Source organism: Fictibacillus phosphorivorans (genome assembly GCF_007673525.1).
Taxonomy (GTDB): Bacteria; Bacillota; Bacilli; order Bacillales; family Fictibacillaceae; genus Fictibacillus; species Fictibacillus phosphorivorans_C.
In genome coordinates this window covers 141,745-153,861 of the sequence record NZ_VDZU01000001.1, presented here as the reverse complement: position 1 = coordinate 153,861, position 12,117 = coordinate 141,745, and the positions used below count along the sequence as shown (strand labels likewise).

Genomic DNA, 12,117 nt, shown 5'->3' with positions numbered 1-12,117 from the left:
GAAAATAAAAAAGACACCGCTTATTAAGCGATGACCTCTCCTTGAAGAATGCGTTCGATCTTTAGTTGAGCTAGCTCATAATCCATATTTAAATTTGTTAACATCGATAGCATGTCATCGTTCGAATGCTTTTTAAAAAGTTGGTATAAATTCGGTTTTCTTCTCTTGATTATGGTCATCATCTCGATAGTAGGCAATGTTCTGCCGGTTGGTTTAATACGTAAAAAGGAGCGGATGTATTGTGTGAAAGCGGGTATAGCCTCTACAGTATCTGGTAGTGTGTCTAATAGCTCCTGAAGTTTCAATAATGAATCAATCAGTTCTTTGTTTCTTTCCACGAATTCGTCCCTCATCTTTCTCCGATATTGTGTTACTAGGTTAAACTTTCGCCTGTTTAGGCAATTCATAATAAATATCGGCAGTTTCATAGAAAGTTTAATGAGGGGTCTGACCCCACACAATTTATTTCCCGTACTCATTTACTTTACAGCACTTAAGAGAATACTCCATTTACGGCCAACCACATTCCTCGTTTCAAGATCGCGGTCATTTAAACAAATATGAAATGCATCCAATCTTACTAGTACACTGCAACACCTTTTGACCTGTTTCTTTTCCTTTTATGTAAATCCCGCACAGTCCTTTAGGGGTATCTTTCATTTCCCTTATAAGTCCACCCTACTGTTTATTCGCTTTCGTATTTACGCACCTGTATATAAATGGTAAATTTAACTTGTCGACAAAGGGGTCCCGTATTACGGCAGGAGGTTTGGAATATGAAAAAACATCTAGTTACTAGTGTTTTAGCATTCTGTCTCACAGCTTTTTCGGTACCAAGTGCTTTTGCTCAAAATCAGATTACGTATAAAGATGAAATCCTAAGTATGCAGCCAGATTTAACATCAGCTGAGTTACTTTCTAGTGTTCAAGCTATCGCAAAGAACACAGGCGCTACAGAGGATGCACTTCTAAAAAAAATCTACGAAGAATTAAAACATGATCAAACAAAGAGCAAGGAAGAAAAGCAACAAAGCGGTAAGGTCGGTACAATGGGTAGCAGCGGAGGAACTGTTTCTGTTGGACCTAGCTCGAAAGGAAACTTCTATTACACCGCATCTCAAACCGCCTACATGAATCATGGACACGTGGGCATGTATTACTCAAGCGACGTCATTGTTGAATCTGTACCTGAAACAGGTGTACGGACGATCTCAACCACTCTACGAAAAGTGGATCAAGGAGACGCACAGGTCAAATCGGTTACAACAAGCTCGTCAAACCGTGATAATGCTGCAAACTGGGCATTTAGCCGCGTAGGCATTGATGCATATTCTTATAACTTCGTGACCAACCGTTCGACTTCACATATCGGTGATAAGAACTGTTCCAAACTGGTCTGGTCGGCCTATAAATTAAATGGAAACTTAGATTTAGACGTAGATGGCGGGTTAGGAGTATATCCTCGGGATGTCCGGGATGCGCCTGGCACACAGCTCGTCCGGAATATATAAAAAATAATAAGGCGATAAGGACGTGTAACTACGAACTTATTGCCTTATTTCTTACAAAAGGAGAGTACAGTGAAGAAAATATTATTTTTTTCTTTAGTCACACTTTTCGTCGGAGGCCTTGTTTATCAATTTTTCTTTAACCAACATATCAGTGCTTCACTTTCAGTCAAAAAGGAGGCAATAAAGGAAAAAGATTTCTTATCTGATAAAAGAGCTGTTCTCTATTTTTCAACGACTGCGGACCAAGACATGGATGGTAGAGGAATCAGCCTTGCTGTTTTCATCAATGACAAAGGGGAAGCAGATGCCTTTAAGATGAACGGCTTAGAGCTTGGAAGTGTTGCTGCAGGAAATAACGAGGTTCTATTAGTCGATAGAGATAAAATTCGTTTAGTCGGAGATACCTATAAAGAGTTTAATATGAAGAAATCACAGTACACGGGTGAAAGAACAGGTTATCTCGAGAAAGAAAATTTATTTTTTACTCTTTTTAATTCTGGCTTTAATTCGAACGGTGGCTATGATTCAAATATTTTATATGGTAATGAAAAGGGATTTCATAAAGATAATATTCCTTATTATATTGGAACTTCCGGGGTGGATAAGGATGAGATCATCGCACTAACAGAAAATATCGAGGCAAGTGAATATTTTTTACGAAAAATAACGCCCTCAAAAAATAATATGGAAATTCAAGATATCATTCAAATAGAAAAACCTAAAAATTCTAGCTTAAGTGGATCTTCTCCCATCCTTGCCGACAATCAATACTACTACATGGTCTTAGAGAGTACACCCGAGAACGGTGTATCTAATATCTTAAATTCAGACGTTATACTTTATCGCATTAACAAGAAGACGCTACAACAAGATGAATTTACCATCTCTACTTATCGAAACGAAAAAAACCTAACCGCACATTATCCATTCAATATAAAAAACTCTGCCCATTTATATAACGACATCTTATACTACGCTAACGGACTAGGTGAGGTATTTGCTTTTGATACAAAAACTCAAGAAATGACGAAAAAATTCACTATGAAAAACGTTAGAAAAGATGGCGTTCGATTTCATGAGCAACTCTTCTATAAAGATGACAACCTTTACGTCGTAAGACATGACGAAAAACTAAAAGAAAAATATTACATCGAACACTATTCCTTAACCGAAGGAAAGAAGATAGAGAATATTAAAATCAATGGTTTAAACGACATCCTCAAATCAATCAAAGGAAAGTCTATCTATTCGTATGACTTTAAGATGCTAAAATAAAAAAATGTGAGTCTAGAACTTATTCAAGTTCCAGGCTCACATTTCTTTTTATCTTCACTCGATAAATAACGATCGAGATGACGACCAAAATCGTATACACGATAAACACGTTACGATAGATAGCTTCTAATGCGATCCCTTGCTGTCCCTCAATTAACAGTCCAGCAACAGCTACACCGAGCGCTCCACCAAAAAACTGCACAAGCTGAAGCATACCCATTCCAGAACCTACTTCATCCTCGCTTAAGATTCTAGAGTTTTCATTAGCCAAGCTTGACGTTAAGCTAGAAAATCCGATACTCGTAAACATGTAAAAGATTGCTGTCAGATAGAATGCCTTTGTTGCAAAAAGAGAAAACAGCACGACGGACACCAACAGTGCTATAAGTCCTGTTCGCATGACAGGTAGATTTCCAAATCGATCAATCCAGCGTCCAACATAAATTGCGGCTAACGCGGAAAGCATGGCACCTGGAAAAATAACAAACCCAATCGTAGCTGGTTCTTTTCCAAATAAGTTCGACAACATGACGGGCATCACGAACAACAGCGCAAAATGGGTCATGAACGCGATAAGTCCAATGATTAAGAGCGACACATACAGTGTGTTCTTAAACAAACTAACACGGATGAACGGATCTTCCTTCTTCTTTGAATAAAATATGAGTGTGCCAAAGAAGAGTACACTCAAGCCCAACAAGTACCAAGAAAATGAAGAAAGATAGAGTAATAATGAAGTTACTCCGCCACCTGTTAACAGTGCACCCACAAAGTCGAACGATCCTTCCCGTTTTTGTTCAACAGGCAGATAGACCTTAAATATTGGCAGCAACAGCAGCACGAGACCTGTTACGATGAAAAGAAAATTCCACCCTAACAATTGTGTGATACCGCCTCCGATTACAGGTCCTAACCCGAAACCAAGAGACGCCGCTGATGAGATCAACGACATGGCACGCCCTCTTCTTGAAATCGGAATATATCTTGTGGCAAGCACCATGCCTAGCCCTGGAACCGCACCCGCTCCCATTGCTTGAACCATACGACTGATCAATACAAACTCAAAACTATTTGAAAAATAACCGATGATGGAGGCGATTCCTAAGATAATGACACCTGTAAATAATAATCTTCCAATCGGTATAAAATCTGACAATCTACTGAATGTGATCGTCGATAAGGCAAATACGATCGAATAGCCTGAAACAATCCATGATCCTGCAGTAGGACTCAGATCAAATTCCGAGATAACACTCGGTAATGCTACATTGAACATTGTCGTGTTCATGACCACAAGCCATACCGTAAGACTCCATAATGGAATGATCCGGTTCTCCTGAATCGTTCCATACCCTTCCTCTTTAGCCATTCGTTCACCTTCTTTCTCTAAATCTCTTTTCGTATTCATTGTTGCTTTTGATGGTAGTTAATTTCCGTTCCAGGTTGCTCGCTTTCCGCGGGGCAGGCGGTGAGCCACATTTATACGTTTCACTTTTAAGTGTCTCACCTGCCCGCCTGTCCCACAGGAGTCTCGCACCTTCCACTCCAATCAACTTCTCAAAGAAGCGTATGAAAAACAAAGATATAAAAGCAGAACTTTTTAAGAAAACAGCCTTCTCTTAAAAAACAATATTCCCATCTTATCATGGGTCTATAGAATTAGCGTTACGTTTTGCTCATGAATTTTTCAGGTCAAAAGACCAGCTCTATATTTTCCAATATAAGGACCTATTATCTGTTTTTACCATATGACCAAGGGATTTAAACACAGCGGTAGAATATTACCTTGATATTAAAAATAAGGGGTGTACGCTTGAATGAAAAGTTTTTTACGCAAGACTTCTAGTTTCACATTAGCATGTACGTTTGTTTTTTCTGCTTTTTCTGGTGTATCTGCTGCTCCATCTACAAACAATTCAGAGCCAGAACTAGCACCGCTTTATGGGAAGTACAATTTAAACTCTTCTCATGTTACAAAAGTAATGGTTGAATTAAAAGAACCATCTGTACTAGAGGCAAAAAAGAAAGGCCAAAAACAAACGAAATCAAATTTAAAATCAAAACGTGAAGCAGTGGTAAAAGAAATCTCCACTCGCTCCAAAACATATAAAGTGAAAAATGAGTACGATCATGTTTTCTCTGGGTTTGCTCTAGAGATCGCAGCAAACGAGATTCCAAACCTGCTATCAACACCAGGTGTAAAAGCCGTTTATCCAGATGTTGAATATCACACAACAGGGGATGACATGGGAGACCAATCATTCGATGATGTTACGCCTCAGATGATGAATTCAGCGCCTTTTATTGGTGCGAACCAGGCTTGGGAATCTGGCTACACGGGCGAAGGTGTGACGGTTGCCGTTATTGATACGGGAGTTGACTATACACACCCCGATTTAGATCAAGCATTCGGTGAATATAAAGGTTATGACTTTGTTGATAATGACAACGATCCACAAGAAACGCCTAAAGGCGATTCAAGAGGAGCTGAGACTACTCATGGCACGCACGTAGCCGGTACAGTTGCGGCAGATGGCGGCATTAAAGGGGTAGCACCTGATGCTACATTGTTAGCGTACCGCGTATTAGGACCAGGAGGCAGCGGTTCGACTGAGAACGTAATTGCCGGTGTTGAAAAAGCGGTAGAAGACGGTGCTGACGTTATGAACTTATCTCTTGGAAACTCGTTAAACAACCCGGACTGGGCAACGAGTATCGCGCTTGATCAAGCGATGTCTGATGGTGTTGTAGCTGTGACGTCTAACGGGAACAGCGGACCAAACAACTGGACGGTCGGTTCACCAGGTACTTCTAGGGAAGCCATTTCTGTAGGAGCTACACAGCTTCCATATAACGTTTATGCAGCTACTTTAAAAGCAGGAAATGCAAGTTTTTCATCCGCAAAAGTAATGGGCTTTCCGTCTGAAGAATCCGTTTTAGCACTTAACGGAAAAACATTGCCGATCGTTGATGTTGGCTTAGCCGGAACAGCTGACTTCACAGGAAAAGACGTAGCAGGTAAGCTCGTATTAGCACAACGCGGTACGTATGCGTTTGTAGACAAAGCAACAAATGCAAAGAACGCTGGCGCTATCGGAATGGTCATCTACAATAACGTTGCGGGTGAGATCGTAGATGTGCCTGGAATGGCAGTACCAACGATCAAGCTAACGAACGCTGAGGGCGTTCAGCTTAAAAGCTTGTTAACCACTAATCCAAACACAACGGTAACACTTGGCACCAAGTTTGATAAACAGGTTGGTGAATTGATGGCTGACTTCTCATCCCGAGGTCCTGTAATGGATACGTGGATGATCAAACCGGATGTTTCGGCACCTGGCGTAAACATCGTAAGTACAGTACCGACTCATGACCCTGCAAATCCGCATGGTTACGGCGCGAAACAAGGAACAAGTATGGCATCTCCACACGTTGCAGGTGCTGCCGCTCTTTTATTAGAAGCACATCCGGACTGGGGTGTTGACGATATTAAAGCAGCTCTTATGAATACAGCGGAAGATTTATTTGATGCTACTGGAAAGCTATATCCGCATAATACACAAGGAGCAGGAAGTATCCGTGTCGTTGAAGCAATTGAAACACAAACACTCGTATCTCCTGGCAGCCATTCGTTTGGTGTCTTCTCTAAAAAGAAAGGCAAAGAAGTAAGAGACGAGCGTTTTACAATCAAGAACTTAAGCAACAAGTCAAAGGATTATTCATTTGACGTAGATCTTGAAGGTGTAAAAGTAACAACAAGCAAGAACTTGAAGATTAAAGGAAAAAGCTCCAAGGATGTAAAGTTTAAAGTACACGTGGATGCTTCTAAGATGGCACCTGGTTATCATGAAGGAACGATTACGATCAGCGACGGTAGAGACGAAGTAGTCGTACCGACGATTCTCTTTGTACAAGAGCCCGACTTCCCTTCCATCACTAGCATCAGCGCTACAGCACTAGGAAATAATGCTTTTACATTTTCCGCTTACTTCCCTGCTGAAGCCGATAAAGTAAATCTGTTTCTATACGATAGCAACCTGACAAAAGAAATTGGTTTGATCGGCAGCTACGAAGATGTTCCAAAACAATATAATGATTTCCAATGGGACGGAAAGATCGCAGGACAAGCTGTTGCACCAGGCAAATATCGCGTTGTCGCATTCGCTGAGAGAGGCGATAAGCTCGACAGTCGATACACGGATGTTATCACCCTTCAATAAAAGAAATCCCTTGCCGAGTTTTCGGTAAGGGATTTTTTTATGGTTTGCATGAAATGATATGATAAGAAAAGAACAATCAGGAGGTATGTTATGAAACTATGCGTACTAGGTGCGACAGGAAGAGTCGGACAATATTTTACTAAAATGGCGCTCCAGAATGATATCAGCGTTTCTGCACTTTTACGTAACCCCGAAAAGTTTACGAACTCTATTTTGAGCCAAATTTCTTTTAGAAAAGGAGACGTTCTGAGTAAAGAAACCGTAACTGAAGCCATGGCCGGTTGTGATGTTGTTTTCAGCGCTCTATCAACAGACGGAGCTAATGTCCTTTCCGAGGGTATGCCTATAATTATAGAAGCGATGAAAAAGGAAGGCATCTCTCGTATCATCACGATCGGTACAGCAGGCATCTTACAAAGCCGCATAGAGCCTCATCTGCTTCGTTACCAATCATCTGAATCAAAGCGGAAATTAACAAGAGCGGCTGAAGATCATCATAAGGCGTTTACTCAACTGCAAGAAAGCGGGTTGAATTGGACGATTGTTTGTCCCACTTATTTGCCAGACGGGGAACCTACCGGCACGTATCGAACGGAAAAAGACGTTTTACCTATCGACGGCTCTCGAATCAGTACAGGAGATACCGCTCATTTTGCGTTTTCACTTTTAGAGAACAGTAGCTTTTTAGAGACTCGTGTAGGAATCGCTTATTAAAACCTTCGAGGCATATCTTGAAAAAAATAGACGCCAAGACTTAAGAAACCTACTCCGATAATGAAGATGAAGAACTTGATGAACCATTTCGGAAAAAATCCTACCAGTTTATCAATGAACGTTACAAAGATAAATTCTACAATAGCACCGAAAAACGTTTCCGAGACACGGCCACCTTTGTAACTCGCGTCATACTGCTTTTTATGCTCAATTTCTTCTTTTTGATAACGGATGCCATATACGATAACAGCAATTCCGAATCCGCAAAGAACGACAGGTATGATCCAAAACCAGCTCATCTCTCATTTCCTCTCGGTACAGAAAAGACTTTTGCTGTTTCCATATGATCAGCAAAAGTCCTCTGTTTTTTTATGAATAATACGGCGCGATCATCAAATAAACAATAACACCTGTCAAACTCACATAAAGCCATAGGGGCATCGTCCAACGTGCAATCTTACGGTGTTTCTCCACCTGCATGTTGAAGCCTCTCGTAACGGTGATTAACGCTAAAGGTACAATAACGATCGCAAGCAAAATGTGTGTGATCAAGATAAAGAAATAAACGTACTTAAGGGGACCTTCACCACCATAAGACGTAGATTCTGTTAAATAGTGATACGTTACATACGACAGCAAAAAGAATGTTGTACTCGTAAATGCCGCTAGGATAAACCGTTTGTGAAGCGTGATGTTCTTTTGTTTCACAAAATAAAGAGCAGCCAGCAAAAATACGAAAGTAAAGCTGTTAAAGATCGCGTTCAAACGCGGCAGCAACGTTACATCAAAAGCAATTTCTCCCTCATACTCTGGCAGGAAGAACAATACTGCAACAAGTACGTTAATCGCGATGGATAGCCCGATAATTAGCGGTGTATAGTTACGCTGTTTTGTTTCAGCCATTTTGTATTACTCCTTTTCCACTAAAAGTCTTTAAAACTTCTAAGATTCCTTATTATTTTACCACTCAAGACCCTATTCACAAACATATAGGTAGCTGAAAACAGCATTCCCCAACCAAGTGTCAATAATTCTTCAAAAAATGAGAAACTTAGCGATAATACACCCTAGGGTATTTACGGTTGCGGATAAAGTTCAATCCAGAAGTTTGCGGCATCCATCCACAAGTTTTTGCGTTGAATCCACGAATTTCATGCCTGAATCCAAAAGATTTGGCGTTTTATCCACGAGATGTCATTTGTCGACATTTTCTGCAGCAGTTATACCCCTTGCACACGCCCCATCTCTCACACAAAAGAAGAACCGGCACACGGCCGGTTCTCCTCATCCTACCACCTAAATGAATTAAGCTCTCGCAAATTGTTCCTCATCCACTGTAGCAATAAACTTCTCTACTTCGCCAACAACAGACGCTACACATCCTTGTTCAAAAGGAGAGATCAAACCAGCTTCCTCAACGAGCTTTGTAAAAGGTAGACTTCCTCCCTTTTGACACAGGGCGAAATAATCTTCCCATGCACGCTCAGAGTTCTCACCAGCACGCTTCCAAAACTGAAGAGCGCATATTTGAGCAAGCGTGTAATCAATATAATAGAATGGAGAACGGAAGATGTGACCTTGTCTATGCCAAAAACCACCGTTTTCCAAGTACTCTAACCCATCATAATCACGATGTGGCAAGTATGTTTTCTCAAGCTCTCTCCACTTTGAACGGCGTTCTGATGGCGTCGCATCCGGGTTGTCGTATACGAAGTGCTGAAACTCATCAACCGCAACTCCGTACGGGATGAACTCTACCGCACCTGTTAAGTGGGAGTATAAATATTTTTCTGTGTCCTTGCCAAACAGCTTTTCCATCCAAGGATACGTTAAAAACTCCATACTCATTGAATGGATCTCACAAGCTTCAAGTGTCGGGAACTGATATTCTGGGACTTCGAACACTCTGCTCGTATACATCTGGAACGCATGACCGATCTCATGCAGCAGCACGCGAACATCATTGTCTGAACCGTTGAAATTTGTAAAAATGAACGGCGCAGTATAGTCCTGTAGATACGTGCAATACCCACCAGGCGCTTTACCGCTTTTACTTTCAAGATCCATGAGCTCATCTTCTGCCATATAGTTAAAGAACGCTCCTGTTTCTTGCGATAGTCCACTAAAGACCTGCTTCGATTGATTTACAATCCACTCTGCATCTCCTTGAGGCTTAGGATTGCCTGTTGTAAAGCTGAAGGGTTCGTCGTAAAACTTGAACTCATGGAGTCCGATACGTTTTTGCTGACGCTTCTTTAACTTTGTACAAAGGGGAACGATGATTTCTTTTACTTGTTCACGAAATACCTTTACGTCTGCTGCGTTGTAATCCGTTCTTCCCATACGATCGTACGCCAATTCTGTAAAGGTTGAATATCCTAACTTTTTAGCGATTCCCGTTCGCAGCTTCACGAGTTCATCATAGATCGAGTCAAACTTTTCTTGGTTTGAACTCAAGAAAGCGTTCGCGGCCTTACTCGCCGCTTTTCGTGTTTCACGATCTGCCGATTGAACGTATGGAGAAAGCTGCGCCAGGTTCAGCTCTTTTCCGTCAAACTCGATCTTAGCTGAAGCCATCACTTTCACATATTCTGAGCTCAATTTGTTTTCTTGCTTAAGGTCCTCTAATACATCTTCAGAATAGGTCTTCACTTTTAATTCTGCCAAGCGGAACAGCTGACCGCCCCACTTACTCTCGAGCTCATCTTTAAAAGGAGATTGAACGAGCGCTTCATGAAACGCTGTGACCATTCCTTGATAAACTGGCAGATTCTCATCCATGAACGCTTGCTCTTCCTTATAATAGGCATCTTCTGTATTAATCGTGTGGCGAATTTTTGCCAGCCTTGCTTTTGATTCAAAACTGTTACGTAGAGCTACGACCTTTTTCATCGCTTCATTCTGCTCATCCGCCGAACTCGCGTCTTTAAAAATCTGTACGGCTTCTTCAAATTCCGTTTTCAGAGTTGCAACATCAGGACGTTCATATGTAAATTCACTAAATTTCATTCAAAAAGCCTCCCATTCATTTACATTCCATTCCTGTATTACCAATTCTACAATCCATTGCTTTTCTCCTGTAATCCATTTCCCTTTTTAGGTAGAATGTAAGCAGAGAAACCAATGGCGGGAGACAAATGTTATGAAGAGCTTTCAATCTGATCCTTTTAAAGGAACTTTCGGCAGTCTTGAAAATTTAGCAGACAAGATCAGCGACGTTTTGTCGTGCCCTGTAACGATAGAAGATCAGAATCACCGACTCCTTGCTTACAGTACACATGAAGACGGAACAGACCCTGCGCGTATCGCGACCATCATCGGACGGCGCGTGCCAGAAAAAGTAGTGAACAGTCTATGGAAAGACGGCGTGATTCCTAGATTGCAGGAGAGCGATGACCCTGTTCGTGTCGGCACGATACAAAACGTCGGGCTTGGCAACCGTGTGGCAGTATCGATTCGAAAGAACAACGAAGTTCTCGGATACATTTGGGTTCTTGAAGTGGAAAAACAACTAACAACAGAGGATATGCAATTATTAAAGCTCGCTGCTGCTTCAGCAAAAAGCCAACTTCTTCAGATGCAGATCGGTACAAAAAAGAAAGAAGAAAACCGGCAAGAGCTTTTTTGGAAGATGCTCACAGGCAACCTTCCGCAAGAAGAGCATATTTTAGAGAAGCTGCACGAACTTAACATTTTGCCGGTACTTCCAGCAGCTGTTTTTATTCTGCAGCTAGAAGAGGAGATCACACCAGCTATCGAAAAAGATATTTTGTATCTCGCTGCTGTGAATCAGAAGATCAACGTTCTTTTATCAGCAGCAGACGCGAATCAGATGCTTCTCCTCGCCTCACCTGTTGGAAAAGAACCGCCCTTAGAACTTGCTAAGTCATTTGTAGAATCATTCTTTACCCATATGAAAGAGCGTTTTTCTGTGTCAGATATTAAAGCGGCATATGGCAGTCTCGTATCCTCTTTTACAAACGTGGAAAAAAGTTATAAAGAGGCATCGAGTGTACTAGCTGTTCAGGAAAAGCTCGGCGGAGAAACATTAACCTTGAACGGCTATCACGAACTCGGCATCTACCAATTTTTAGATGCTATTTATGAAAAACAACAAAGACAGAGCTATCACAATGAAATGATTAGGACTCTACAAGAATATGACGCCCAGCACAAGACAGAGCTTTATCACACGTTAGAAACGTATCTGACGTTAGATGAAAACCTGAACAAAGCATCAGAAGTGCTTCATATCCACATGAACACATTACTTTATCGTCTCAAACGGATCAGCGAGCTTACGAATATTGATATGAAGAGCCCTCATCAGAAGATCATGATCTATCTTGATTTCAAGATGAATCGGCTATTCAAACAAGAGCGTTTGTGAATTATCA

At 41.3% G+C, this 12,117-nt stretch carries 10 protein-coding genes; 5 read left to right on the top strand and 5 right to left on the bottom strand.

What is annotated here, in order from left to right; genetic code table 11:
• Positions 1 to 23: 23 nt before the first annotated feature.
• Positions 24 to 338, bottom strand: coding sequence for a hypothetical protein (locus FS458_RS00730; RefSeq protein WP_144696770.1), 315 nt, complete (start codon positions 336 to 338; stop codon positions 24 to 26).
• 438 nt (positions 339 to 776) lie between these two features.
• On the opposite strand from FS458_RS00730, the gene FS458_RS00725 reads away from it, so the two are divergent.
• Both FS458_RS00725 and FS458_RS00720 read left to right on the top strand, forming a co-directional pair.
• Positions 777 to 1,511 (top strand): hypothetical protein, encoded by a 735-nt coding sequence (locus FS458_RS00725; protein ID WP_137791202.1) that lies wholly within the window; start codon positions 777 to 779, stop codon positions 1,509 to 1,511.
• Positions 1,512 to 1,580: 69 nt separating this feature from the next.
• The gene (locus FS458_RS00720; protein WP_144696768.1) at positions 1,581 to 2,786 is read left to right on the top strand and encodes a hypothetical protein; all 1,206 of its coding nucleotides are present in this window, start codon (positions 1,581 to 1,583) and stop codon (positions 2,784 to 2,786) included.
• A 19-nt stretch (positions 2,787 to 2,805) separates the two neighbouring features.
• Here the strand turns inward: FS458_RS00720 and FS458_RS00715 are convergent, their stop codons facing one another.
• Positions 2,806 to 4,155: an MFS transporter gene (locus FS458_RS00715; protein ID WP_144696766.1), complete on the bottom strand. Its 1,350-nt coding sequence runs from the start codon at positions 4,153 to 4,155 to the stop codon at positions 2,806 to 2,808.
• Between the two features lie 448 nt (positions 4,156 to 4,603).
• On the opposite strand from FS458_RS00715, the gene FS458_RS00710 reads away from it, so the two are divergent.
• Together FS458_RS00710 and FS458_RS00705 are read left to right on the top strand one after the other, a co-directional pair.
• Positions 4,604 to 7,006 carry a S8 family serine peptidase gene (locus FS458_RS00710; RefSeq protein WP_144696764.1) on the top strand — a complete coding sequence of 801 codons (2,403 nt, stop codon included), beginning with the start codon at positions 4,604 to 4,606 and terminating at the stop codon, positions 7,004 to 7,006.
• A gap of 90 nt (positions 7,007 to 7,096) precedes the next feature.
• A complete protein-coding gene (locus tag FS458_RS00705; RefSeq protein WP_144696762.1) occupies positions 7,097 to 7,720 on the top strand; it encodes an NAD(P)-dependent oxidoreductase in 624 nt (207 codons plus the stop codon).
• Here FS458_RS00705 and FS458_RS00700 read toward each other — a convergent pair.
• The 3 genes from FS458_RS00700 to FS458_RS00690 all read right to left on the bottom strand — a co-directional run bounded on the left by FS458_RS00700 (position 7,717) and on the right by FS458_RS00690 (position 10,729).
• Positions 7,717 to 8,019 carry a hypothetical protein gene (locus tag FS458_RS00700; RefSeq protein ID WP_144696760.1) on the bottom strand — a complete coding sequence of 101 codons (303 nt, stop codon included), beginning with the start codon at positions 8,017 to 8,019 and terminating at the stop codon, positions 7,717 to 7,719. The two genes, FS458_RS00705 and FS458_RS00700, sit on opposite strands and share 4 nt — an antisense overlap.
• 70 nt (positions 8,020 to 8,089) lie before the next feature.
• A complete protein-coding gene (locus tag FS458_RS00695; protein WP_066399222.1) occupies positions 8,090 to 8,623 on the bottom strand; it encodes a DUF420 domain-containing protein in 534 nt (177 codons plus the stop codon).
• Between the two features lie 402 nt (positions 8,624 to 9,025).
• Entirely contained in the window at positions 9,026 to 10,729 is a 1,704-nt protein-coding gene (locus FS458_RS00690) for a M3 family oligoendopeptidase (RefSeq protein WP_144696758.1), read from the bottom strand.
• A 133-nt stretch (positions 10,730 to 10,862) separates the two neighbouring features.
• On the opposite strand from FS458_RS00690, the gene FS458_RS00685 reads away from it, so the two are divergent.
• On the top strand, positions 10,863 to 12,110 hold the full coding sequence (locus FS458_RS00685) for a PucR family transcriptional regulator (RefSeq protein WP_144696756.1): 1,248 nt from the start codon (positions 10,863 to 10,865) through the stop codon (positions 12,108 to 12,110).
• The last annotated feature ends 7 nt before the right edge of the window (positions 12,111 to 12,117 follow it).

Bases quoted from the DNA above. Each gene is read 5' to 3' on its own strand.
- FS458_RS00725 (WP_137791202.1), top strand. From the start codon at position 777: ATGAAAAAACATCTAGTTACTAGTGTTTTAGCATTCTGTCTCACAGCT.
- FS458_RS00715 (WP_144696766.1), bottom strand. From the start codon at position 4,155: ATGGCTAAAGAGGAAGGGTATGGAACGATTCAGGAGAACCGGATCATT.
- FS458_RS00710 (WP_144696764.1), top strand. From the start codon at position 4,604: ATGAAAAGTTTTTTACGCAAGACTTCTAGTTTCACATTAGCATGTACG.
- FS458_RS00705 (WP_144696762.1), top strand. From the start codon at position 7,097: ATGAAACTATGCGTACTAGGTGCGACAGGAAGAGTCGGACAATATTTT.
- FS458_RS00700 (WP_144696760.1), bottom strand. From the start codon at position 8,019: ATGAGCTGGTTTTGGATCATACCTGTCGTTCTTTGCGGATTCGGAATT.
- FS458_RS00695 (WP_066399222.1), bottom strand. From the start codon at position 8,623: ATGGCTGAAACAAAACAGCGTAACTATACACCGCTAATTATCGGGCTA.
- FS458_RS00690 (WP_144696758.1), bottom strand. From the start codon at position 10,729: ATGAAATTTAGTGAATTTACATATGAACGTCCTGATGTTGCAACTCTG.
- FS458_RS00685 (WP_144696756.1), top strand. From the start codon at position 10,863: ATGAAGAGCTTTCAATCTGATCCTTTTAAAGGAACTTTCGGCAGTCTT.